Origin of the sequence: Scandinavium tedordense (genome assembly GCF_024764965.1) — a bacterium.
Taxonomy (GTDB): domain Bacteria; phylum Pseudomonadota; class Gammaproteobacteria; order Enterobacterales; family Enterobacteriaceae; genus Scandinavium; species Scandinavium tedordense.
The window spans coordinates 128821-151247 of the sequence record NZ_JALIGG010000056.1 but is presented as its reverse complement, the minus strand read 5'-3'; the positions used below and the strand labels follow the sequence as shown (position 1 = coordinate 151247).

The window sequence follows — 22427 nt, the reverse complement described above, 5'->3', positions numbered from 1 at the left end:
TTAATGGGGCTTTTTTTATGCGGCCAGTACGTGATCCAGTGCCTTTTGCGCGTTCACCAGATGCTGCCCACCGAACAGAATGGCGCGGTTAAGCAGCGTGTAGAGCTGGTAAACCGGCTGCCGGTCGAGAAAATCAAGTGGTAGCGGCGAGACCGATTGATAGCCATCATAAATTTGCGGCGGTTGTTCCGGGTGCAGCGGCAGCATCGCTAAATCGCATTCACGGTCCCCCCAATAGCAGGCCGGGTCGAAAATATAGGGGCCAGACGGGCCGAGTGCACAGTTGCCAGACCACAAATCGCCGTGTAGCAACGAAGGCTGGGGCTGGTGCGAACTCAGACGCTGATGGATGTGCTCAACGATGGCATCAATGTTACCGAACGCGAGGCCTTTTTCGGCGGCGAGCTCCAGCTGCCAGCCAATGCGCTGTTCCGCAAAGAAGGTTGACCAGCGTCGCTGCCAGGCATTGGGTTGAGGTGTGGTGGAAAGGTCGTTGTCGAAATCGAGGCCAAACTGCGGTTGCTCGCTCCACTGATGAAGACGAGCCAGCTGCTGGCCGAGCAGGAAGGCGTTGTGCGCATCCAGCGGTCGGGGAGGAAGAAACTCCATCACCACAAAGCTGTAATCCCGGTCACTGCCAACGGCGTACACCTCAGGTACGGCAACGGTTTCGCTGCGCGACAGCAGGTCTAGTTGATCGGCTTCCGCGGTGAAGATGGGCAGCATTTCTCGCTCATCGCATTTGACGAAATAGTCCTGACCGCTAACGCGTAAATGCCATGCGGCGTGGATTTCTCCGCCGGGCAGTTCGTTGCGCAGCTCGATTTCGCCGTCTCCGTGCTCTTTCAACAGGCTACAGATCGCTTGCCACATGCTCTCTCTCCCCATGTTTTCTGCCAGATCATAAGGTTAGCGTATAAATGCGGTGGAAAAACTCGAACTGACGCACAACTGTGCGTTTTAACTTGCCGTATTGGTTGCGTTGCCCTGCAGCCACTGTTCAAAGGTCACAACGCTGACGTCGGGCTGGTGGCCAATTGCGGTTTCCGCCAGGCCGGTGGTCAGGGCTTTGATATCGTCTTCACTTTGCGGACTGACGAGACCAAACGAGTTGGTGCCCAGATCGTGTACTTTACCGCCGTCGTCGCTCATCGTCAGCGTAAATCCGGCGCGGGTCAGATGGTTATTGAGCTCATTTATTTCGGTCAGCGTCTGTTCATGAAAACTGACGGTTACCACGTAACGCGTGATTTCGCCGCTCATCGGAAACCTCGTTGTTAAGCATGGAGTTTTATAGCATAGCCGATTACCGTGATTTTTCGACTCCCGCCGCGGTTACAGCGGGAGTGACGGTCAGCTTCGGCACAAGTAATCGTAAATCGTTTGTGTGTTTTCCAGCGAGCACAAACGGGTGCCCTGGTTGATGGTCGCGGCACTCCCGGCGGCCACGCCGTAACGAACCATTTCTTCGAGCGACGCGCTCTCAGCCAGTTTCAGGGTCATTGCGCCGACCATGCTGTCACCGGCCCCGACGGTGCTTTGGCTTTTAACCGGCGGCGGCACGACCTGCACGCTGCCAGTGGCGTCGGCACCCAAGGCCCCCTGTGGTCCCAATGAGACCACCACGCGTCGCGCTTTTCCGCTGCGGACAATCTCTTCGGCCGCTTTACGCACGTCATCAGGTTGGGTTAATTCCCGCTGCACCAGTGCGCTAAGTTCTTTCTGATTCGGTTTCACCAGCTCAATGCCACCGACGTCGAGCGCGGCGGAAAGTGCGTCGCCGGAGCTGTCCACCACGCAGCGAATGCCGTGCTGCTGGGCCGATTTGATAAGCGCTACCAGCTTCGCCACGCCCACGCCCGGCGGCAGACTGCCGCTGATCACCAAAATAGCGCCGACTTCGATTTGCAGGACTTTCAGCTCAAGCTGGCGGAATTCGTCTTCATTTAGCGCAGCACCAGGCATCACAAAGCGATACTGTTCACCGCTGGTTTCGACATGCACGTGCAGATTTTGACGCGTCCAGTCATGAGCAGAGATCGTTTGCACAGGCACCTGCTCATCAGCGAGCAGGGAAACAAGATGCTCACCGGTGGCGCCACCGACCGGGAAAATCGCCGTGGATTTTCCGCCCAGAAACGTAATGGCGCGGGCAACGTTTATCCCTCCGCCGCCGGGTTCAAACACCGGGGCGCTACAGCGTAATTTGCCTTCAGGATAGATTTGTGGCGTCAGCGTTGCGCTGTCGAGAGAGGGTGCCAGCGTAAGCGTATAGATGTTAACCATTCGATTACCTCCATTTATGACCCAGACGAGTCGCCGATTTTATGGTCAGCGATAAGCCTGGCACCTTAAGGGGGGTTAAGAAAGTGACAAGAATATGATTTTTCGCAAATTTACAATCCCTTATGGCTGCGTTTATATATGAAAAAAAGTGCTATTTGAGATCGTTCTTATTCAAAAAATGAAACAAGAATTCATTGCTATGTTATTCACGCCTTTTTATAATTTGTTACCTTTCTTAGGACCGCCTGTTGTTGATCCTCGCGAAAGTTTCCGGGACCGTAATGGTCTCTTTTTTTGTTGTACGGACTTATAATAAATGAAGCTTTTCAAGACAGTACCCGCAGTAGTTGTTCTGGCGGGGGGCCTTTTTGCGTCACTGCACGCCATGGCCGATAATACCGTTTTTACTGTCATGGACGACCCTTCCACAGCGAAGAAACCGTTTGAAGGTAAAATCAACGGCGGTTACCTGGCACAGTCTGGCAATACTAAAAGTTCTTCTCTGACTGCTGATTCCACACTGACCTGGTACGGCGATACGACAGCATGGTCGCTGTGGGGTAACGCCAGCAACACGTCTTCTAACGATGAACGCTCGTCTGAAACCTATTCAGTCGGCGGCCGTTCGCGTTACAACATTACCGACGCTGACTATCTTTTCGGCCAGGCAAGCTGGTTGACCGACCGTTATAACGGCTATCGTCAGCGCGATGTATTTACGGCCGGTTACGGTCGTCAGATCCTCAACGGGCCGGTCCACAGCCTGCGTTTTGAATTCGGTCCTGGTGTGCGTTACGACGAATACACCAACGGTGAAACCAAAACTCAGCCGCTGGGTTATGCTTCCGGCACCTACGCCTGGCAGATGACCGACACCACCAAATTTACCCAGGGTCTCTCGGTGTTTGGTGCAGATGACACCACCGTCAACTCAGAGACGGCGCTGGACGTTGCCATTAACGACAACTTTGGTCTGAAAGTGGCCTACAACATCACCTGGAACTCCGAGCCGCCATCATCGGCACCGGAGCATACGGACCGCCGCACCATGGTGACCTTAGGTTATAAGATGTAATTTGTCAGGCCGGAGCAATCCGGCCTGATTGTTTCCGTATTACGCAAACAACTCCGCCAGTTGCGGAATGCCAGGGCGCCCGTCTGCCAGTTGCGGATGGACCACTGATAAAATCAGTGGTGCTTTGTATTATTCCCGTGAAGTCCATTTTGTGTCCCTCGTGGTAAAACGAATGAAACAGTGATAAACCGTGAGACCTTAACGAAAGGCTAACAGCCAGGAGATCCTAGAAATGTCCGTTGCGCCATGCATTGATTTAAATAGCGATTTAGGTGAAAGCTACGGCCAGTGGATAATGGGTGATGACGCCGCAATTATGCCGCTGGTGACCAGCGCCAACGTGGCCTGCGGATTTCATGCGGGGTCACCTGCGGGCATTCTCGAAACACTGCGCGCCGCACAGCGCCTGGGTGTAAACGTCGGGGCGCATGTTTCCTACCCTGATTTGGTCGGCTTTGGTCGCCGGAATATGGATATTGCCAGCGATGAATTGACCGCCGACGTGATTTACCAAATTGGCGCTTTGCAGGGCTTAGCGGCAGCGGCGGGTACGCGCGTGCGTTACGTCAAGCCACACGGGGCGCTGTATAACACCATTGCGCATGACAAGCGTCAGGCGATGGCGGTAATCGCCGGTTTGCGGGCAGTAGATGCGTCGTTATCGCTGGTGGCATTGGCGGGTTCGGCGCTGATTGAGTGGGCGCAGGATGCGGGAGTACATACTGTGGCGGAAGCCTTTGCCGATCGCGCTTATCACCAGGATGGCTCGCTGGTTTCCCGACGTGAACCGGGAGGCGTCATTCACGACGCGAATGAGGTCGCTGAAAGAGTAGTGCGGATGATTATCGATGGTGGGGTGATGTCCATTGAAGGCGAGTTCACTGCTATTCATGCGGATTCCATTTGCGTACACGGCGACAGCCCGGGTGCGGTGGAGATGACGCGACAGATACGTCAGCGGCTGGATGTAGAAGGGATTGTCGTCAGAGGATTTAAGCAGGGCGCATAACGCGCCCTGTCGTTGTATCAGCAGACAAGCGCCTGCGGACGAAGGTCGTTTCCGGAAGGGCGCTGATAAATGCGCAGGCCAAACTCTTCAATCACCGCATAAATATGGTCGAAAATATCGGCCTGGATCGCCTCATATTTCAGCCATTCAACGGTATTGGTAAAGGCATATATTTCAAGCGGCAGGCCTTCAGCGCCTGGCGGAAGCTGGCGAACCATCAGCGTCATGTCTTTGCGGATTTTCGGATGCTGATGCAGGTATTCCGTCAGCCAGGCACGGAAAGCACCGATGTTAGTCATGCTTTCGCCATTCAGCACGCTCTGCGCGGCATTGCCGTTCGCCACTTTCTGACTCTGCTCTTTAAGCCACGGCTTCAGCAGATCAACCTGACCCAGACGCTGCAATTCATCGGCTGACATGAAGTGAATGCTGGTGCTGTCAATGAACACGCTACGCTTGATACGACGTCCACCGGAAGCCGACATATAGCTCCAGTTTTTGAAAGCATCAGACACCAGTGCATAGGTCGGGATCGTGGTGATGGTGTTATCCCAGTTCTGTACTTTCACCGTCGTCAGGCCGATATCAATTACCGTGCCGTCTGCGCCGTATTTTGGCATTTCTAGCCAGTCACCCATATGCAGCATGGTATTGGCGGAAAGCTGGATCCCGGCGACCAGGCCGAGCAGCGGGTCTTTAAACACCAACATCAACACTGCCGCCATGGCACCCAGGCCGCTAAACAGAATGGCTGGGGACTTACCAATCAGCAGGGAAATCATCAGGATAGCGACAATCGATGCGGCGACCAGCTTCACACCCTGGAAAATTCCACGCAGCGGTAGTTGCACAGAAAACTTGTACTGGTGTGACAGCTTGAGGATGACGTCCAGCAGCGAGAAAAAGGAGAGCAGGGCGAACAGCAGGATCCACAACTGTACACAGATGTTGAAAAACAGCCCCACGTGGCTGCCGGTTTCGAGATAGAAACTGAGCTGTACGCTGACAAGGATACCCTGCAAAGTCAGCGAAATGCGGTGGAATAACTTATTTTGCGTGAATATTTTCAACCACGGACGGTTACCCTGTTCCGCATGTTTTTCAATTTTTCTTAAAATGAGTCGTAAAATAAAATGCGCCACGAGTGCGGTCAGGAAAATATAACCGAACACAATAAACAGTGAGGAAGGGTTGTTCAGATCGATGCCATATCGTTGCAAGAAGGCCAGTAGGTGACGCATAAACGCTCCGGGCAAAGGCGCGTATGGTGTGGAAAAAGACACGGGCTGGCAATCGGCAGAGTGTTTCAAGTCTTTATTTAAATTTCAATGAAAGCCGGGATTGATGCAGGTATGCCGTATTGCAGAATACTCCTAACGGGATCAAACTTTATTTATGACGTAAGTCAACTAATAAGAAATGCAGTGGAAGAGTACATCCACTACTACAACAATGAGCGAATCAAGCTAAAACTAAATGGCCTGAGCCCGGTACAATACCGAACTCAGGCCATGTCGACCGCCAGGTGAAGTAACGTGTCCAACAAATGGGGTTCACTTCATACGGGCGGTTTTTTATTGCAAACAGGCTGTGATCGCAGCTGCGGTAAAAGCCCATGTTCTTCATTGGCTTTAATAAATAAGCAATGCCGTGTACTATGGTTGCTCGTTATCAGCAAGCGAAGGTATGTACATTTCGAATGATGTACACCTTGATGTACACAGTTTGCAGAGTGAAGCAAATAAAGCCCTCTAACTTGCTGATATGAATAAATAAATTATTTTTGCATGTGCTCTTTCGTGTGGGGCACCACTGTGAATAAGGATATAAAATGCCTGTAATTACTCTTCCTGATGGCAGTCAACGCCAGTTCGATCACGCTGTAAGCCCTATGGATGTTGCTCTGGACATTGGTCCAGGTCTGGCGAAAGCCACCATTGCTGGCCGTGTTAACGGTGAGCTGGTTGATGCTTCCGATCTCATTGAACAAGACGCTACTCTGTCGTTGATTACCGCGAAAGACGCTGACGGTCTGGAGATCATTCGTCACTCATGCGCGCATCTGCTGGGACACGCTATCAAACAGCTGTGGCCGCACACCAAAATGGCTATCGGTCCGGTCGTTGATAACGGTTTCTACTACGACGTTGACCTCGACCACACGCTGACCCAGGAAGATATCGACGCCCTCGAAAAGCGGATGCATGAGCTGGCTGAGAAGAACTACGATGTCATCAAGAAAAAAGTGAGCTGGAGCGAAGCGCGCGAAACATTTGTGAACCGCGGTGAGAGCTATAAAGTATCCATTCTCGATGAAAACATCGCCCAAGATGACAAGCCAGGCTTGTATCATCACGAAGAATACGTCGACATGTGCCGTGGTCCGCACGTGCCGAATATGCGTTTTTGTCATTACTTCAAACTGATGAAAACAGCAGGTGCCTACTGGCGCGGCGACAGCAGCAATAAAATGCTGCAGCGTATCTACGGTACCGCATGGACCGATAAGAAAGCGCTGAACGCTTATCTGCTGCGTCTTGAAGAAGCGGCGAAGCGCGACCACCGTAAAATCGGTAAGCAGCTTGACCTGTATCATATGCAGGAAGAAGCACCGGGTATGGTGTTCTGGCATAACGATGGCTGGACTATCTTCCGTGAACTGGAAACTTTCGTGCGCTCTAAGCTGAAAGAGTACCAGTATCAGGAAGTAAAAGGTCCGTTCATGATGGACCGCGTGCTATGGGAAAGAACCGGGCACTGGGACAACTACAAAGATGCGATGTTCACCACTTCTTCTGAGAACCGTGAATACTGCATCAAGCCGATGAACTGTCCAGGCCACGTGCAGATTTTCAACCAGGGACTCAAATCCTATCGCGATCTGCCGCTGCGTATGGCGGAGTTCGGTAGCTGCCATCGTAACGAGCCATCGGGCGCGCTGCATGGCTTGATGCGCGTTCGTGGGTTTACCCAAGATGATGCACATATCTTCTGTACTGAAGACCAGGTGCGTGATGAAGTCAACGCCTGCATTCGTATGGTCTACGATATGTATAGCACCTTTGGCTTCGAGAAAATCGTCGTCAAGCTGTCTACGCGTCCTGAAAAACGCATTGGTAGCGATGAAACATGGGATCGTGCGGAAGCCGATCTGGCCGTGGCTCTGGAAGAAAACAACATCCCGTTTGAGTATCAACTGGGTGAAGGTGCCTTCTACGGCCCGAAAATTGAATTTACACTGTATGACTGCCTCGATCGTGCATGGCAGTGCGGAACAGTACAGCTGGACTTCTCCCTGCCGCAGCGTCTTAACGCCTCTTATGTAGGCGAAAGTAACGAGCGTCAGGTGCCGGTGATGATTCACCGCGCCATTTTGGGTTCCATCGAACGCTTCATCGGTATTCTTACCGAAGAGTTCGCTGGATTCTTCCCAACCTGGATTGCACCTGTGCAGGTCGTGGTGATGAATATCACTGATTCTCAGGCTGAATACGTCAACGAATTGACTCGTAAACTACAAAATGCGGGCATTCGCGTAAAAGCAGACTTGAGAAATGAGAAGATTGGCTTTAAAATCCGCGAGCACACATTGCGTCGTGTCCCGTATATGCTGGTTTGTGGCGACAAAGAGGTTGAAGCAGGCAAAGTTGCCGTGCGCACCCGTCGCGGAAAAGACCTCGGCACTGTGGACGTAAACGAAGTGATCGAGAAGCTGCTGAACGAAATACGCAGCCGCAGTCTTCAACAACTGGAGGAATAAAGTATTAAAGGCGGAAAACGAGTACAAACGGCACGTCCGAATCGTATAAATGGCGAGATTCGAGTTCAGGAAGTTCGCTTAACAGGTCTGGAAGGCGAACAGCTTGGTATAGTGAGTCTGAGAGAAGCTCTGGAAAAAGCTGAAGAAGCAGGAGTGGATCTGGTAGAGATCAGCCCTAACGCCGAACCGCCAGTTTGCCGAATCATGGACTACGGCAAATTCCTCTATGAAAAAAGCAAATCTTCTAAGGAACAGAAGAAAAAGCAAAAGATTGTTCAGGTTAAGGAAATTAAATTCCGTCCTGGCACCGACGATGGCGATTACCAGGTAAAACTCCGCAGCCTGGTACGCTTTCTCGAAGAGGGCGATAAGGCCAAAATCACTCTGCGTTTCCGCGGACGTGAGATGGCCCACCAACAGATTGGTATGGAAGTGCTTAACCGCGTCCGTGACGATCTGAGTGAACTGGCAGTTGTCGAATCCTTCCCAACAAGGATCGAAGGCCGTCAGATGATCATGGTGCTCGCTCCTAAGAAGAAACAGTAAGGCCTTCAAGTAGCATTGACCGTGGGACCCTCGGGTCTCACAGTCTTTGTTCGCCTACGTTTCATTTTTCAACAATGCGAAGTGGAAGTTATTAAGATGCCAAAAATTAAGACCGTACGCGGTGCTGCTAAGCGCTTCAAAAAAACCGGTAAAGGTGGTTTTAAGCACAAGCACGCTAACCTGCGTCATATTCTGACCAAAAAAGCTACTAAGCGTAAACGTCACCTGCGCCCGAAAGCCATGGTTTCTAAAGGCGATCTGGGTCTGGTAATCGCGTGCCTTCCGTACGCATAAGTCGTTAACGTTTAACTTTTATTAATCAAGAATATAGAACAGGAGAGCTCATATGGCTCGCGTAAAACGTGGTGTAGTTGCCCGTGCACGTCACAAGAAAATTTTGAAACAAGCCAAAGGCTACTACGGTGCGCGTTCACGCGTATACCGCGTTGCCTTCCAGGCAGTTATCAAAGCAGGTCAGTATGCTTACCGTGACCGTCGTCAACGTAAGCGTCAGTTCCGTCAACTGTGGATTGCGCGTATCAACGCAGCAGCACGTCAGAACGGTATTTCTTACAGCAAATTCATCAACGGCCTGAAAAAAGCCTCTGTTGAAATTGACCGTAAGATTCTGGCTGACATCGCAGTATTCGACAAAGTAGCGTTCACCGCTCTGGTCGAAAAAGCGAAATCTGCACTGGCATAAGCCAGTTGAAGAGGGGGGCTTGCCTCCCTCTTCTCTTTCACATTATCGTTAAGAATCAGTAACTCGTTGACTTTTCAGAGTGAAAACTTTTCAATAAGTTCTTCGCTGCCCTTATCAGACAAGGTAACGCAAGCATGAATGCTGCTATTTTCCGCTTCTTTTTTTACTTTAGCACCTGAATCCAGGAGGCTAGCGCGTGAAAGACGAAACGAAAAACAGCGCCAGAAAGCCTCCCCAGGGAGGCTTTTTTCGTATGTAGAATTCAAGAGATTAAGTCCGCAAACGGGTGTTTGCATCGACATTATTGAGGAAAACCATGTCACATCTCGCAGAGCTGGTTGCCAGTGCCAGGGCAGCTATTAATGAAGCTTCAGATGTCGCCGCGCTGGATAACGTGCGTGTCGAATATCTGGGTAAAAAAGGGCATCTGACCCTTCAAATGACAACCCTGCGTGAATTGCCGGCGGAAGAGCGCCCGGCCGCAGGTGCCGTTATCAACGAAGCAAAAGAACAGGTTCAGCAGGCGCTGAATGAGCGTAAAGCCGCTCTCGAGGGGGCAGCCCTTAATGCACGTCTGGCCGCAGAAACCATCGATGTTTCTCTGCCGGGGCGTCGTGTTGAAACCGGTGGTTTGCACCCGGTGACCCGCACCATCGACCGCATTGAAAGTTTCTTCGGTGAGCTCGGCTTTACCGTGGCGACTGGCCCGGAAATCGAAGATGACTATCACAACTTCGATGCGCTGAATATTCCAGGTCACCACCCGGCACGTGCTGACCACGACACTTTTTGGTTCGACGCAACGCGTCTGCTGCGTACCCAGACCTCTGGCGTACAGATCCGCACCATGAAAGACCAGCAGCCGCCTATCCGTATCATTGCGCCGGGCCGCGTCTATCGTAACGATTACGATCAGACCCACACGCCAATGTTCCATCAGATGGAAGGCCTGATTGTTGACACCAACATCAGCTTTACCAACCTGAAAGGCACGCTGCACGACTTCCTGCGTAACTTCTTTGAAGAAGATTTGCAGATTCGTTTCCGTCCGTCCTATTTCCCGTTCACCGAACCGTCTGCAGAAGTTGATGTTATGGGTAAAAACGGCAAATGGCTCGAAGTGCTGGGCTGCGGCATGGTTCACCCGAACGTACTGCGTAATGTCGGCATCGATCCGGAAGTTTACTCCGGCTTCGCTTTCGGCATGGGTATGGAACGTCTGACCATGCTGCGCTACGGCGTCACCGACCTGCGTGCATTCTTCGAAAACGATCTGCGTTTCCTCAAACAGTTTAAATAAGGGCAGGACAGAACAATGAAATTCAGTGAACTGTGGTTACGCGAATGGGTTAACCCGGCGATTGACAGCGAAGCGCTGTCTGGCCAAATCACCATGGCAGGCCTGGAAGTGGACGGTGTTGAGCCGGTTGCAGGCGTATTCAATGGTGTCGTAGTGGGTGAAGTGGTTGAATGCGGGCAGCATCCGAACGCCGATAAACTGCGCGTGACCAAAATTAATGTTGGTGGCGAGCGTCTGCTGGACATCGTCTGCGGGGCTCCAAACTGCCGTCAGGGCCTGAAAGTGGCCGTCGCGACCATCGGGGCCGTTCTGCCTGGCGACTTCAAAATCAAAGCAGCGAAACTGCGCGGCGAACCGTCTGAAGGCATGCTGTGCTCGTTCTCCGAGCTGGGTATTTCCGACGATCATGACGGGATTATCGAACTGCCTGCGGATGCTCCGTTGGGAACTGATATCCGCGAATATTTGAAACTCGATGACAACACCATCGAAATCAGCGTTACCCCGAACCGTGCTGACTGCTTAGGCATCATCGGCGTGGCGCGTGACGTCGCGGTTCTGAACCAGCAGCCGCTGAACGTGCCAGAAATGGCACCCGTTGCCGCAACCATCAATGACACTTTCCCAATCAACGTCGACGCTGCCGACGCGTGCCCACGTTATCTGGGTCGTGTAGTGAAAGGTATCAACGTTAAAGCGCCAACGCCACTATGGATGAAAGAAAAACTGCGTCGCTGTGGTATCCGTTCTATCGATGCAGTCGTTGATGTGACCAACTACGTATTGCTGGAGCTGGGTCAGCCGATGCACGCGTTCGACCTCGACCGCATCGACGGCGGCATCGTGGTGCGTATGGCGAAAGAAGGTGAAACTCTGGTTTTGCTGGACGGCAACGAAGCCAAGCTGAGTACTGATACGCTGGTTATCGCTGACCACAATAAAGCCTTGGCAATGGGCGGCATTTTCGGTGGTGAACATTCTGGCGTGAATGACGAAACCCAAAACGTGCTGCTGGAATGTGCATTCTTCAATCCGCTGTCCATCACTGGTCGCGCGCGTCGTCAGGGTCTGCATACCGATGCTTCCCACCGCTACGAGCGTGGCGTGGATCCGGCGCTGCAATATAAAGCAATGGAACGTGCAACGCGTCTGCTTCTGGACCTTTGCGGCGGTGAAGCGGGACCGGTTATTGACGTGACCAACGAAGCCACTCTGCCGAAGCGTGCCACCATTACGCTGCGTCGTAGCAAACTTGACCGCCTGATTGGACATCACATTGCCGATGAGCAGGTTTGCGATATCTTGCGCCGTCTGGGCTGCGAAGTGACAGAGGGTCAGGACCAGTGGCAGGCCGTCGCGCCAAGCTGGCGTTTCGATATTTCAATCGAAGAAGATCTGGTGGAAGAAGTGGCCCGCGTTTACGGCTACAACAATATCCCGGATGCGCCAGTTCAGGCGGGTCTGATCATGGGTCATCATCATGAAGCTCACTTGTCTCTTAAGCGTGTGAAAACCATGCTGAATGACAAAGGCTACCAGGAAGTAATCACCTACAGCTTCGTCGATCCGAAAGTGCAGCAGGTGATCCACCCGGGCGAAGAAGCGCTGATCCTGCCAAGCCCAATCTCCAGTGAAATGTCCGCTATGCGTCTTTCTCTGTGGACTGGCCTGCTGGGCACCGTGGTCTATAACCAGAACCGTCAACAGAGCCGTGTACGTATTTTCGAAAGCGGTCTGCGTTTCGTACCGGACACTCAGGCCCCGTTGGGCATCCGTCAGGACGTGATGCTGAGCGGCGTTATTTGCGGTAACCGCTATGAAGAACACTGGGATCTGGCGAAAGAGACAGTTGATTTCTATGATATAAAAGGCGACCTCGAATCCGTTCTGGACCTGACAGGCAAGCTGGGCGATATCCAGTTTAAAGCTGAAGCCAATCCAGCGCTGCATCCGGGACAGTCTGCGGCGATTTATCTGAAAGGCGAACGTATTGGTTTCATTGGGGTTGTTCATCCTGAGCTGGAACGTAAACTAGACTTGAACGGTCGCACGATGGTGTTTGAACTGGAGTGGAACAAGCTCGCAGACCGCGTGGTGCCTCAGGCGAAAGAGATTTCTCGCTTCCCTGCGAACCGTCGTGACATCGCTGTGGTCGTGGCCGAAAACGTTCCTGCAGCTGATATTCTCAATGAGTGTAAGAAAGTTGGCGTAAATCAGGTAGTTGGCGTAAACTTGTTTGACGTGTACCGCGGTAAGGGCGTAGAGGAGGGTTTCAAGAGCCTCGCTATTAGCCTGATCCTTCAGGATACCAGCCGTACACTCGAAGAAGAGGAGATTGCCGCTACCGTTGCCAAATGTGTAGTGGCATTAAAAGAGCGATTCCAGGCATCATTGAGGGATTGAACCTATGGCGCTTACAAAAGCTGAAATGTCAGAATATCTGTTTGATAAGCTTGGGCTTAGCAAACGGGATGCCAAAGAACTGGTAGAGTTGTTTTTCGAAGAGATTCGTCGCGCTCTTGAAAACGGTGAGCAGGTAAAACTCTCCGGTTTTGGTAACTTCGATTTGCGCGATAAAAATCAACGCCCCGGGCGCAACCCGAAGACGGGCGAAGATATTCCCATTACAGCCCGGCGCGTGGTGACCTTCAGACCCGGCCAGAAGTTGAAAAGTCGTGTCGAAAACGCTTCGCCCAAAGCAGAATAATTTCTGATTAACCAAAAAGGTCGCTCTTGCGGCCTTTTTTCTTTTCTGCGAGCATCAGGCACAATAAAATCAGACACTTCACTTCATTATCTCAGGACATCATGCAACGACTCGCCCAACGTCAGCAGCAACGAAACCAGCGATGGCTCGGATTCTTGCTGTTGCTTCTTCTGCTCGCGGTGTTCATCAGCCTGTGCGCGGGTGAAGCGTGGATTGCGCCGGGTGAATGGTTTACCGCTCGTGGGGAGCTGTTTGTCTGGCAAATTCGTCTGCCGCGTACCGTGGCCGTGGTGCTAGTGGGCGCGGCGCTGGCGGTGTCCGGGGCAATTATGCAGGCATTATTTGAGAACCCGCTTGCGGAGCCTGGCTTGCTCGGCGTATCTAACGGCGCGGGAGTCGGATTGATTGCCGCCGTATTGCTGGGAAAAGGGCTGCCAAACTGGGCGCTGGGCTTGAGCGCGATTGTCGGGGCGCTGATCATCACCGTGATATTACTGCGTTTTGCACGCCGTCACTTATCGACCAGTCGGCTTCTGCTCGCAGGCGTGGCGCTGGGGATTATTTGCAGCGCGGCAATGACCTGGGCCGTATATTTTTCGACGTCGTTTGACCTGCGCCAGCTGATGTACTGGATGATGGGCGGGTTTGGTGGCGTGGACTGGAATCAGGGCTGGCTAATGCTGGCGCTTGTGCCCGTGATTGGCTGGGCTTGTCTGCAATCGCAGCCGCTGAATTTATTATCGCTCGGCGAAACGTCTGCCCGCCAGCTTGGCTTGCCACTGTGGCTGTGGCGAAGGCTTCTGGTGCTGGCGACGGGCTGGCTGGTAGGCGTCAGCGTGGCGCTCTCTGGTGCCATTGGCTTTATCGGGCTGGTTATTCCCCATATGCTGCGGCTGTGCGGCCTGACCGACCATCGTGTGCTTCTGCCTGCCTGTGTCCTGGCAGGGGGCGCAACGCTGCTGTTCGCCGATATCGTGGCGCGTATGGCGCTGGCTTCGGCAGAATTGCCTATAGGCGTCGTCACCGCGACCTTGGGCGCACCTGTATTTATCTGGCTACTATTAAGGGCTGGCCGCTAAGCGCCGGCTGATAACCCAAGAGGACGCTATGCAACACGATATTCTCAACACCAATGTCACAACCATCGACGGTGAAAACGTCAATCTCGAACAGTTCAAAGGTAACGTACTGCTGGTGGTGAACGTCGCTTCCCAGTGCGGGCTGACATCACAGTACGAGCAGCTGGAAAATATTCATGAAGCCTGGAGCAAAGACGGTTTCGCCGTGCTGGGCTTCCCATGTAACCAGTTCCTCGGCCAAGAGCCGGGCAGTGACGAAGAAATAAAAACTTTCTGCAGTACTACGTACGGCGTGACGTTCCCGATGTTCAGCAAAATCGACGTCAACGGCGAACAGCGTCATCCGCTGTACCAGAAACTGACCTCGGCCGCCCCCGTCGCCGTCGCGCCAGAAAGCAGCGGTTTCTACGAGCGTATGGCCAGCAAAGGCCGAGCGCCGAAGGAGGAAGGCGATATTCTGTGGAATTTCGAAAAATTCCTGATTGGTCGTGAGGGCGAAGTTATTCAGCGTTTCTCCCCGGACATGACGCCTGAAGATCCGATTGTGATGGAATCCATCAAGCTGGCACTGGCGAAGTAATCATGCCGCTGATGCAGTTGCAGGGCGCGGCGGAACTGGGACGATTGCACCCGGTCAGCGCAGACGTCCGTCAGGGCGAAATGGTGCATCTTGTCGGCCCCAACGGCGCAGGAAAAAGCACGTTGCTCGCCAGAATGGCAGGCTTAAGCCAGGGCGTAGGGCAGGTTATGCTAAACGGTAGACCGTTGGCTGACTGGCCTGCACCTGAACTGGCGCGTCATCGGGCGTATCTGACGCAGCATCAGACGCCGCCCTTTGCGATGCCGGTATGGCATTACCTGACGCTGCATCAGCACGACAAAACGCAACATGCATTACAGCAAGAAATCGCCGAAAAGTTGGGTCTGGGGGATAAGCTAGCCCGCCAGGTGAACCAGCTTTCCGGCGGTGAATGGCAGCGTGTCCGTCTCGCGGCGGTGGTGCTGCAAATTCACCCGCGGGGAAATCCGGAAGGGAAGCTGCTGTTGCTGGATGAGCCGATGAACAGCCTGGATGTGGCCCAGCAGAGCGGGCTGGATAAATTGCTGACCGAGCTAAGGCTTGCCGGTGTTACGGTGGTCATGAGCAGCCATGATTTGAATCACACGTTACGCTTTGCCAGTCAGACGTGGTTATTGCGTCGGGGGCGAATGCTGGCCAGCGGTGATACGCCGCACGTTTTGACGATCGAAAATCTGACGGCTGCGTATGATATGCCGTTCAAAAAGCTAAACGCGGATGGCGTACAGATCTTAATTTCTGCGCTGTAACCTCAAGGTTTCTTGCAACTTTGCAAATTCGCAGGCTAAATTATTCTTATAAAAAATATCAGAGGAAACGCCAGGATATGCGTCTCTTATTTATTTTAGTGGCAGCGCTAATTTTAGGCGGGTGCAGCAGCCATCGTGCGCCGCCGCCTAACCCACGGCTTTCGGACTCCATCACAGTTATTGCCAATCTTAATGATCAGTTGGCAAACTGGCGCGGCACGCCATATCGCTATGGGGGAAGTACTCGCGGTGGCGTGGATTGCTCTGCGTTCGTAATGATGACCTTTCGGGACCAGTTTGATTTACAGCTGCCGCGCGATACCAAACAGCAGTCTAAAATCGGCACCGAAATTGATAAAGACGATTTGTTGCCGGGCGACCTGGTATTCTTCAACACCGGGTCGGGCGGAAATGGTCTGCATGTCGGCATCTATGATACGGATAATCAATTTATTCATGCCTCAACCAGCCAGGGGGTCACCCGATCCTCACTGGATAATGTCTACTGGCGAAAGCACTTCTGGCAAGCCAGACGTATTTAGTCGTAAAAACAAAAGGGCCTGATGGCCCTTTTTTGTTGGCAGATAAATATAAAAATGCGCTACGAAATAATTATCAATTGTCATTGCATTCAGCTAATGAATCTCTGGATTGTGCGATTGTACGAATATGGATTACAATCATCCCAATGATAAAGCAAAGGAATTCCTGAATTACAAAGGGACGAATGAAATTAATCTTTTTAAAATCAAAGATTTTGTTTTCAACTGGAACCATGCAGCAGCGACCAGGGAGCTCCCTTGAACAAGGGTGGACGTAATGATTGTTACTCTGGATAAAGCCTGGAAAACCGAATTGTTATTCCTGCCTGCCAGAAATGGTGGGGGGCAACTTGTCGGATTAGAAATAATCGCGAACGTTGTTGGCGTGGATGATGCGGTGCGTACGCCAACCACGCTGGTGATGTCACGCCTGAGCGCTGAACAGGAAGTCATCCTGTTTCGCGAAAAACTCGCGTTACTCGAAACCTGCCAAATCTTTTTTATTCAACAGCAATTAATTGCGTGGATTAATATAACGCCGGCAATAGCTTTTGCGTTGTTAACACAAAACGTGTTGGCGGAACAGGCGGCGCGATTTTCCTTTCTGGAGTTTACGGTTAATGAAAACTTTCCAGAATTGAATACCATCGACAAAAATCATTTGCTGGTTCAACTGGCGAATCTTTTCCCGCTGGTGCAGGCCAATTTTGGTGCCGGAGACGCATCAACCCAGGCTGTTTTCAGCGGGTTGTTCAAACGCGTTATGCTGGATAAAAACTTTATTCAACAGCAGGCGTTATTATTATCGTTTGATCCCTTTATACGGGCGATAATCGCCCAGGTGCAGCCCTGCTGTAGTGCGATTATGGCGGCAGGTGTGGACAACCCACAGATCCTTGAACGTCTGGAGCCTTGGGGCCTGAGCGCATACCAGGGATTACTGTGGCCCACCGTTGATTGCGCATCGCTGACCCGGTTGATGCAGGAATAACCCTGTATCCTGCCCGTATTTATCTGCCCTCACAGGCACTACACTACAGACAGGAGGAACCATGACCCTGTCTTTTACCCATCACTGGCGCGATGAGCTGCCAGGTTTTTATACCGAACTGTCACCGACGCCGCTGGCCAATGCACGCCTGATTTGGCACAACGCGGCGCTGGCGCAGAGTCTCGACTTACCTGAATCGCTGTTCAGGCCAGAAAAAGGCGCGGGTGTGTGGGGCGGCGAAACGCTGCTGCCCGGAATGCTGCCTCTCGCGCAGGTCTACAGCGGCCATCAGTTTGGCGTCTGGGCCGGTCAGCTTGGCGACGGGCGTGGCATCTTGCTCGGCGAACAGCAGTTGGCCGACGGACGTCGTTATGACTGGCACCTCAAAGGCGCAGGACTGACGCCGTATTCCCGAATGGGCGATGGGCGTGCGGTATTGCGTTCCACGTTGCGCGAAAGTCTGGCGTCTGAGGCGATGTTCGCGCTCGGCATTCCGACCACGCGTGCGCTATCGGTGATAACCAGCGACACGCCGGTGTACCGAGAAACGGTTGAGCAGGGTGCCATGCTGATGCGTCTGGCGGAAAGTCATGTGCGTTTCGGCCATTTCGAACACTTCTACTACCGCCGTGAACCTGAAAAGGTGCGTATGCTGGCGGATTATGTGATTCGTCACCATTGGCCGCAGTTGGATTCCGAAGCCGAAAAGTATGCGCTGTGGTTCCGTGACGTTGTCACCAGGACCGCGCGTCTGATTGCCCGCTGGCAAACCGTTGGCTTCTGTCACGGGGTGATGAACACAGATAATATGTCGATTCTGGGTCTGACCATGGACTACGGTCCGTACGGTTTCCTCGATGATTATCAGCCGGGCTTTATCTGTAATCACTCCGACCATCAGGGCCGTTACAGTTTTGATAATCAGCCTGCGGCGGCGCTATGGAACCTGCAACGCCTGGCGCAGTCGCTGTCGCCGTTTATTGCGGTGGATGTGCTCAACGATACGCTGGACGGCTATCAGGAAGCATTGCTGGTGGAATACGGTCAGAGGATGCGCGGCAAGCTCGGTCTGTTCTCGGAGCAAAAGGGCGATAATGAACTACTGAACGGGCTGTTTAGCCTGATGGAGCGGGAGGGCAGCGATTATACCCGCACCTTCCGTATGCTGTGTGTGACGGAACAGCAGAGTGCGAGTTCACCCTTGCGCGATGAGTTTATCGACCGGGCGGCGTTTGATTCGTGGTTCAGCGACTATCGCGCGCGCTTGCAGCAGGATGGGGTGGATGACGCCACGCGCCAGCAAAGTATGAAGCAGGTCAATCCGGCGGTGGTGTTACGTAACTGGCTGGCACAGCGTGCCATCGAGCAGGCTGAACGCGGAGACTATGCCGAGTTTGAGCGTTTGCACGAGGCGTTACGTGACCCATTTGCGGAACGGGATGATGACTATGCCAGTCGTCCGCCTGAGTGGGGCAAACGGCTGGAAGTGAGCTGTTCGAGCTGACGCTACGGGGCTAAAAACACCTGTGGTGCGTGGTTGCCGGGGTGCTGACCGATGTGCACTTCGGCACCGTACCAGCGGCTCAGGGTCTCTGCCTGCAATACCTGTTGCGGGCTGCCCTGGGCCACTATCTCTCCTTCATGAAGCAGGATCAGCCTGTCAGCCCAAAGTGCTGCCAGATTGAGATCGTGCAACACCGCACAGACGTGAAGATTTCCTGCCTGGGTCAGATTTTTCAACAAACGAAGCAAATGTTGCTGGTGATATAAATCCAGTGCCGACGTCGGCTCATCGAGAAATAACCAGCCCTGTGGCGCATCGTTCACCCATAGCTGCGCCAGCGCGCGCGCCAACTGAACCCGCTGTTGCTCCCCTCCTGAAAGCGCATTGTATTTCCGGCCCGACAGCGGGGCACACCCGGTCAGAGCCATGATCTGTTCAACGACTTTTCGGCTATTGCTCTGTTCCCACGGTGCGCGTCCCATGGTAATCACATCTTCAACAGGCCAGTCGAAGCCAAGCTGGTTTTGCTGGCGCATTACCGCCCGCTGGCGAGACAGCGCCTGAGGCGTCCAGGCGGATAACGGTTTATCGTTCAGCAGACAGTGCCCGTTATCCGGCGGCAAATAGCCGGTCAGCACGCGCAGCAACGTCGATTTTCCCGCGCCGTTGGGGCCAATCAGCGCTACCAGTTCGCCGGGTACCAGTGTCAGAGTAATGTCACGTAACACCGGGGAGTAGTACAGATTAACAGTCTGTAAGCGATTAGCCATGTTGGCCTCCACGACGGAAAATCATCCATAAAAACCAGGGGGCGCCGAGCAGGCTGGTCAACAGACCGACCGGCATTTCCGCAGGCGCAACCAGCGTACGCGCCACGGTGTCCGCCACCAGCAGTAAAATGGCACCGACCAGCACCGAACCGGGAATGACCGCACGGTGATCGGCCCCGAGCCACATGCGTAGTAAATGCGGCACCACCAGCCCGATGAAGCCAATCACGCCACTGACCGCTACTGCAGCCGCAACCAGCAGGGCACTGCACATCAATAAACGTCGCTGAATCTGACGCACGTTCACGCCGAGGTAATGCGCTTCTTCATCCCCCAGTTGCAGTAAATTCAGCGGTTTTGCCAGCCGCCAGAGAATGAAAACCGTCGGCAGCATCAGCGAGGCCGTCGCCAGCAGCGTTGACCACTGTGCCTGACCGAGACTGCCCATGCCCCACAGCGAGAGTTGGCGAAGCTGCGCATCGTTGCTGAGCCACGACAGCACGCCGACTGCCGCGCCGCACAGCGCGTTAATAGCGATCCCCACCAACAGCAGGCGCGAGAGCGAATTGTCGTTGCGCTGGCTGAGGACAAAAATCACCATCGTCACTGCCAGGCTGCCGAGAAATGCCGCCAACATCGGGGCGTACAGCATCAGCACCATCGGCAGTGAGAAGGGTAAAACCACCCACATCGCTACCGCCAACGCGGCACCGCTGCTGATCCCGAGCAGGCCTGGGTCCGCCAGCGGATTGCGAAACAAGCCCTGCATCACGCAGCCCGCCAACGCCAGCGAACCGCCGATGGTCAGCGCCAAAAGTACGCGAGGCAAACGGATAGTGAACCAGATTTGACGCAGCGCGCTGTCGCCACGCCAAAGTATATCTAACGGCAGCTTCAGTGCGCCGAAGGTGGTAGCGCACAGCGTTAACATCGTTAGCAGGGCCAGAAGTGACCACAGAGAACGGGAAACCAACGGCGTCATCAGGGAAGCTGCTCCGCTTTATGCCGCAGCTGTTGAATTGCTTCCGGAGTGCGAATGCTGAAGCCTAACAACGCCATGTCATCAATCTGCAGCACCTGTTTATTCCGGCCCGCCGGGGTTTGCGCCAGACCTGGCAACGTCCACAATCCGTTTTCGCCACCCATGCCTTTAACGCCATCGGTTGAGATCACCACCAGATCCGGCTGGCTGGCGATCACACCTTCCTGAGAAAGCGGCTGATAACGATTAAAACCCTGCATTGCATTTTGAAGCCCCGCGGCACGAATAGCCGAATCGGCCCCTGTTTGCTGCCCGGCGGCCATGGCGCTCATGCCACCGTGGCTGAGAATAAACAGCACGCGTTTATTGAGCGTCGTTTTAGGCAACGCATCCAGCGCCTGTTTCATCTGCTGACGGAGCTGCTCGCCTTCGGCGTCTTTATGCAATGCCTCGGAGACGATGCGAATTTTGTCGTCAATCACGGAAATGTCGTTGCTGCCCGGAACCGTCACCACCGTCACACCGTTTTGTTCGACTTGCTTCAGCACAAGCGACGGCTGGGCCTGCACGCTGGCGAGAACGGTCGTCGGGCGCGTGGCGAGAATTCCTTCGGCGTTCAGCTGCCGCAGATAGCCCACGTCAGGCAATTTCAACGCTTCAGTCGGCCACATGCTGGTGCTGTCACGTGCAACGAGGGCGCTCTGCGCCCCCAGTGCATAGACAATCTCCGTCACGTCGCCGCCAAGCGTTACCACTTTTTGAGCTGCCGCCCCTGCCAACAGAGGCAGGGCGGCCATCAACGCGACGACGGTTTTCATGCGGCCAGCCCTTTGGTAATCAGTGCTTCAACCTGTGCACGCCACTGGGTTTGTTCCAGCTCGCCTTCGGTGCGTTGACCATAAAGCTGCGCAATCTGCGTGCCGTCGGCGGCGAACAGCTCAAGGCTGGTAACGTGGCCATCGGCGGTCGGTTTACGCGTCACCCAGGTTTCGGCGATGGTGTCTTCGCGCAGGTGCAGAGTGAAGACTGAATTAAAGATGTTCAGCCAACCTTTCATAGGCACTACTTTTTCGATAGCGCCGGTGAAAATTTGCACGCAGCCACGGTTGCCAACGAAGACCATAATCTCGTTGGCATCCTGATGGGCATTCGCCAGCAGGCGCGCTACCGCATCGTTATCCACCTGACACGCCAGGTCATCGCCCACCAGGCGGAAAGCCTGCTGGCGGCTCAGATTGTGACGCTTAAGCAGGGTGAAAAACTGGTGTACGTCGGTCATCGCACGCCATTCGCCGTCGAGGGTTTTGCCATCGATATCTCCGCTGGTGGTCGGCGCATCAGCTGCTTTCAGTTCAAGCGTCGGGTTATCGGCATGGATAAAGCGGGTCAGAATATCAGCCCATGCAGTCATGTCGGTGGCGTCTGTGGTGTACACCTTCAGCAGCGCGTCGCCCTGATGGTCAAAGAATTGAATGCTCTGACGCTCGCCGCGAGGGCTCATCTCGCTGATGTGGAAAACGCTGGCCCACTGATTGAGGAACAGGCGCAAATCGAGCGCGCGCGGATTGAGCACCAGACCGGCATGGCCGCTGAGGTGCTGATTGGTGAAGCTGCCAACCTGTTCGTGAACGGCGTATTCGTTACGGCAGATGCATTTCACGTCGCCAGCAGCCTCAAGGCCGGTCAGCACGTCGCGCACTTCACCCTGTAGACGCCAGGCATCGTGGCCTACGCGCGCCCAGCTCAATTCCGCTTCGCTGATGTGCATCATCGCGGCGATGTCACGCGCATATTTGCCCGGATTTTCTTCTTTTAATGCCAGCCAGCGTGTGTAGTGATTCATT

The 22427-nt window shown here is 53.7% G+C and carries 24 protein-coding genes, 1 pseudogene and 1 other annotated feature; of the genes and pseudogenes, 17 read left to right on the top strand and 8 right to left on the bottom strand.

The annotated features are described in order from the left end of the window. Nucleotides 1–15: 15 nt before the first annotated feature. From MUU46_RS13885 to pfkB, 3 genes are all read right to left on the bottom strand, one after another. Nucleotides 16–873: a fructosamine kinase family protein gene (locus MUU46_RS13885; protein ID WP_258965808.1), complete on the bottom strand. Its 858-nt coding sequence runs from the start codon at nt 871–873 to the stop codon at nt 16–18. Between the two features lie 87 nt (nt 874–960). Further along, complete coding sequence (gene ghoS / locus MUU46_RS13880; RefSeq protein WP_258965807.1) at nt 961–1263, bottom strand: type V toxin-antitoxin system endoribonuclease antitoxin GhoS; 303 nt, start codon at nt 1261–1263, stop codon at nt 961–963. A gap of 90 nt (nt 1264–1353) precedes the next feature. Next, nucleotides 1354–2286: a 6-phosphofructokinase II gene (gene pfkB / locus MUU46_RS13875; protein ID WP_159755890.1), complete on the bottom strand. Its 933-nt coding sequence runs from the start codon at nt 2284–2286 to the stop codon at nt 1354–1356. Nucleotides 2287–2602: 316 nt separating this feature from the next. Between pfkB and MUU46_RS13870 the strand changes: the two genes are divergently transcribed. Together MUU46_RS13870 and MUU46_RS13865 are read left to right on the top strand one after the other, a co-directional pair. Then, complete coding sequence (locus tag MUU46_RS13870) at nt 2603–3361, top strand: DUF481 domain-containing protein (protein WP_159755893.1); 759 nt, start codon at nt 2603–2605, stop codon at nt 3359–3361. A 232-nt stretch (nt 3362–3593) separates the two neighbouring features. Next, nucleotides 3594–4370, top strand: coding sequence for a LamB/YcsF family protein (locus MUU46_RS13865; RefSeq protein WP_258965806.1), 777 nt, complete (start codon nt 3594–3596; stop codon nt 4368–4370). Between the two features lie 17 nt (nt 4371–4387). Here MUU46_RS13865 and MUU46_RS13860 read toward each other — a convergent pair whose 3' ends face one another. Continuing rightward, nucleotides 4388–5611, bottom strand: a complete 1224-nt coding sequence (locus MUU46_RS13860; protein WP_258965805.1) for a mechanosensitive ion channel family protein — start codon at nt 5609–5611, stop codon at nt 4388–4390. A gap of 171 nt (nt 5612–5782) precedes the next feature. Between MUU46_RS13860 and MUU46_RS13855 the strand changes: the two are divergent. The 15 genes and pseudogenes from MUU46_RS13855 to selO all read left to right on the top strand — a co-directional run. Beyond that, nucleotides 5783–5899: pseudogene (locus MUU46_RS13855) on the top strand (IS3 family transposase); the annotation flags it as partial. A 302-nt stretch (nt 5900–6201) separates the two neighbouring features. Next, nucleotides 6202–8130: a threonine--tRNA ligase gene (gene thrS, locus MUU46_RS13850; RefSeq protein WP_159755905.1), complete on the top strand. Its 1929-nt coding sequence runs from the start codon at nt 6202–6204 to the stop codon at nt 8128–8130. 3 nt (nt 8131–8133) lie between these two features. Next, nucleotides 8134–8676 (top strand): translation initiation factor IF-3, encoded by a 543-nt coding sequence (gene infC, locus MUU46_RS13845; protein WP_110508565.1) that lies wholly within the window; start codon nt 8134–8136, stop codon nt 8674–8676. 96 nt (nt 8677–8772) lie between these two features. After that, nucleotides 8773–8970, top strand: a complete 198-nt coding sequence (gene rpmI, locus MUU46_RS13840) for a 50S ribosomal protein L35 (protein WP_001124225.1) — start codon at nt 8773–8775, stop codon at nt 8968–8970. Between the two features lie 52 nt (nt 8971–9022). Beyond that, nucleotides 9023–9379: a 50S ribosomal protein L20 gene (gene rplT, locus MUU46_RS13835; RefSeq protein ID WP_002440151.1), complete on the top strand. Its 357-nt coding sequence runs from the start codon at nt 9023–9025 to the stop codon at nt 9377–9379. 129 nt (nt 9380–9508) lie between these two features. Beyond that, nucleotides 9509–9632: a sequence feature (Phe leader region), on the top strand. Further along, nucleotides 9514–9558, top strand: coding sequence for a pheST operon leader peptide PheM (pheM, locus tag MUU46_RS13830; protein ID WP_001386830.1), 45 nt, complete (start codon nt 9514–9516; stop codon nt 9556–9558). (Overlaps the previous feature by 45 nt.) A gap of 63 nt (nt 9633–9695) precedes the next feature. Continuing rightward, nucleotides 9696–10679 (top strand): phenylalanine--tRNA ligase subunit alpha, encoded by a 984-nt coding sequence (gene pheS, locus MUU46_RS13825; RefSeq protein WP_159755908.1) that lies wholly within the window; start codon nt 9696–9698, stop codon nt 10677–10679. Nucleotides 10680–10694: 15 nt separating this feature from the next. Next, nucleotides 10695–13082 carry a phenylalanine--tRNA ligase subunit beta gene (gene pheT / locus MUU46_RS13820; RefSeq protein ID WP_258965804.1) on the top strand — a complete coding sequence of 796 codons (2388 nt, stop codon included), beginning with the start codon at nt 10695–10697 and terminating at the stop codon, nt 13080–13082. A 4-nt stretch (nt 13083–13086) separates the two neighbouring features. Further along, nucleotides 13087–13386 (top strand): integration host factor subunit alpha, encoded by a 300-nt coding sequence (gene ihfA / locus MUU46_RS13815; protein ID WP_006820203.1) that lies wholly within the window; start codon nt 13087–13089, stop codon nt 13384–13386. A 101-nt stretch (nt 13387–13487) separates the two neighbouring features. Beyond that, nucleotides 13488–14465: a vitamin B12 ABC transporter permease BtuC gene (btuC, locus tag MUU46_RS13810; protein WP_258965803.1), complete on the top strand. Its 978-nt coding sequence runs from the start codon at nt 13488–13490 to the stop codon at nt 14463–14465. A gap of 28 nt (nt 14466–14493) precedes the next feature. Next, nucleotides 14494–15045 (top strand): glutathione peroxidase, encoded by a 552-nt coding sequence (locus tag MUU46_RS13805; RefSeq protein WP_159755917.1) that lies wholly within the window; start codon nt 14494–14496, stop codon nt 15043–15045. Between the two features lie 2 nt (nt 15046–15047). Next, on the top strand, nt 15048–15794 hold the full coding sequence (btuD, locus tag MUU46_RS13800) for a vitamin B12 ABC transporter ATP-binding protein BtuD (protein ID WP_258965802.1): 747 nt from the start codon (nt 15048–15050) through the stop codon (nt 15792–15794). Nucleotides 15795–15871: 77 nt separating this feature from the next. Further along, entirely contained in the window at nt 15872–16336 is a 465-nt protein-coding gene (locus tag MUU46_RS13795) for a C40 family peptidase (protein WP_159755923.1), read from the top strand. A gap of 277 nt (nt 16337–16613) precedes the next feature. Continuing rightward, nucleotides 16614–17327 carry an EAL domain-containing protein gene (locus tag MUU46_RS13790; RefSeq protein WP_258965801.1) on the top strand — a complete coding sequence of 238 codons (714 nt, stop codon included), beginning with the start codon at nt 16614–16616 and terminating at the stop codon, nt 17325–17327. Nucleotides 17328–17388: 61 nt separating this feature from the next. After that, entirely contained in the window at nt 17389–18831 is a 1443-nt protein-coding gene (gene selO / locus MUU46_RS13785) for a protein adenylyltransferase SelO (protein ID WP_258965800.1), read from the top strand. A 2-nt stretch (nt 18832–18833) separates the two neighbouring features. Here the strand turns inward: selO and MUU46_RS13780 are convergent, their stop codons facing one another. The 4 genes from MUU46_RS13780 to MUU46_RS13765 are packed head-to-tail and all read right to left on the bottom strand — an operon-like array spanning nt 18834 to nt 22426. After that, a complete protein-coding gene (locus tag MUU46_RS13780; protein WP_445326600.1) occupies nt 18834–19613 on the bottom strand; it encodes a heme ABC transporter ATP-binding protein in 780 nt (259 codons plus the stop codon). Beyond that, nucleotides 19594–20583 carry a FecCD family ABC transporter permease gene (locus tag MUU46_RS13775; protein WP_159755935.1) on the bottom strand — a complete coding sequence of 330 codons (990 nt, stop codon included), beginning with the start codon at nt 20581–20583 and terminating at the stop codon, nt 19594–19596. The genes MUU46_RS13780 and MUU46_RS13775 overlap by 20 nt, the downstream gene beginning before the upstream one ends. Then, on the bottom strand, nt 20583–21401 hold the full coding sequence (locus tag MUU46_RS13770) for a heme/hemin ABC transporter substrate-binding protein (protein WP_258965798.1): 819 nt from the start codon (nt 21399–21401) through the stop codon (nt 20583–20585). The genes MUU46_RS13775 and MUU46_RS13770 overlap by 1 nt, the downstream gene beginning before the upstream one ends. Then, a complete protein-coding gene (locus MUU46_RS13765) occupies nt 21398–22426 on the bottom strand; it encodes a hemin-degrading factor (RefSeq protein ID WP_258965797.1) in 1029 nt (342 codons plus the stop codon). The genes MUU46_RS13770 and MUU46_RS13765 overlap by 4 nt, the downstream gene beginning before the upstream one ends. Nucleotide 22427: the final 1 nt, after the last annotated feature.

What these genes read in the sequence shown, in the direction of transcription:
- MUU46_RS13770 (WP_258965798.1), bottom strand. Translation starts at nt 21,401, where the DNA reads ATGAAAACCGTCGTCGCGTTGATGGCCGCCCTGCCTCTGTTGGCAGGG.
- thrS (WP_159755905.1), top strand. Translation starts at nt 6,202, where the DNA reads ATGCCTGTAATTACTCTTCCTGATGGCAGTCAACGCCAGTTCGATCAC.
- pheS (WP_159755908.1), top strand. Translation starts at nt 9,696, where the DNA reads ATGTCACATCTCGCAGAGCTGGTTGCCAGTGCCAGGGCAGCTATTAAT.
- rplT (WP_002440151.1), top strand. Translation starts at nt 9,023, where the DNA reads ATGGCTCGCGTAAAACGTGGTGTAGTTGCCCGTGCACGTCACAAGAAA.
- ihfA (WP_006820203.1), top strand. Translation starts at nt 13,087, where the DNA reads ATGGCGCTTACAAAAGCTGAAATGTCAGAATATCTGTTTGATAAGCTT.
- btuD (WP_258965802.1), top strand. Translation starts at nt 15,048, where the DNA reads ATGCCGCTGATGCAGTTGCAGGGCGCGGCGGAACTGGGACGATTGCAC.
- rpmI (WP_001124225.1), top strand. Translation starts at nt 8,773, where the DNA reads ATGCCAAAAATTAAGACCGTACGCGGTGCTGCTAAGCGCTTCAAAAAA.
- MUU46_RS13885 (WP_258965808.1), bottom strand. Translation starts at nt 873, where the DNA reads ATGTGGCAAGCGATCTGTAGCCTGTTGAAAGAGCACGGAGACGGCGAA.
- MUU46_RS13765 (WP_258965797.1), bottom strand. Translation starts at nt 22,426, where the DNA reads ATGAATCACTACACACGCTGGCTGGCATTAAAAGAAGAAAATCCGGGC.
- MUU46_RS13775 (WP_159755935.1), bottom strand. Translation starts at nt 20,583, where the DNA reads ATGACGCCGTTGGTTTCCCGTTCTCTGTGGTCACTTCTGGCCCTGCTA.
- ghoS (WP_258965807.1), bottom strand. Translation starts at nt 1,263, where the DNA reads ATGAGCGGCGAAATCACGCGTTACGTGGTAACCGTCAGTTTTCATGAA.
- MUU46_RS13805 (WP_159755917.1), top strand. Translation starts at nt 14,494, where the DNA reads ATGCAACACGATATTCTCAACACCAATGTCACAACCATCGACGGTGAA.
- btuC (WP_258965803.1), top strand. Translation starts at nt 13,488, where the DNA reads ATGCAACGACTCGCCCAACGTCAGCAGCAACGAAACCAGCGATGGCTC.
- MUU46_RS13795 (WP_159755923.1), top strand. Translation starts at nt 15,872, where the DNA reads ATGCGTCTCTTATTTATTTTAGTGGCAGCGCTAATTTTAGGCGGGTGC.
- MUU46_RS13790 (WP_258965801.1), top strand. Translation starts at nt 16,614, where the DNA reads ATGATTGTTACTCTGGATAAAGCCTGGAAAACCGAATTGTTATTCCTG.
- MUU46_RS13865 (WP_258965806.1), top strand. Translation starts at nt 3,594, where the DNA reads ATGTCCGTTGCGCCATGCATTGATTTAAATAGCGATTTAGGTGAAAGC.
- pfkB (WP_159755890.1), bottom strand. Translation starts at nt 2,286, where the DNA reads ATGGTTAACATCTATACGCTTACGCTGGCACCCTCTCTCGACAGCGCA.
- MUU46_RS13870 (WP_159755893.1), top strand. Translation starts at nt 2,603, where the DNA reads ATGAAGCTTTTCAAGACAGTACCCGCAGTAGTTGTTCTGGCGGGGGGC.
- pheT (WP_258965804.1), top strand. Translation starts at nt 10,695, where the DNA reads ATGAAATTCAGTGAACTGTGGTTACGCGAATGGGTTAACCCGGCGATT.
- MUU46_RS13860 (WP_258965805.1), bottom strand. Translation starts at nt 5,611, where the DNA reads ATGCGTCACCTACTGGCCTTCTTGCAACGATATGGCATCGATCTGAAC.
- selO (WP_258965800.1), top strand. Translation starts at nt 17,389, where the DNA reads ATGACCCTGTCTTTTACCCATCACTGGCGCGATGAGCTGCCAGGTTTT.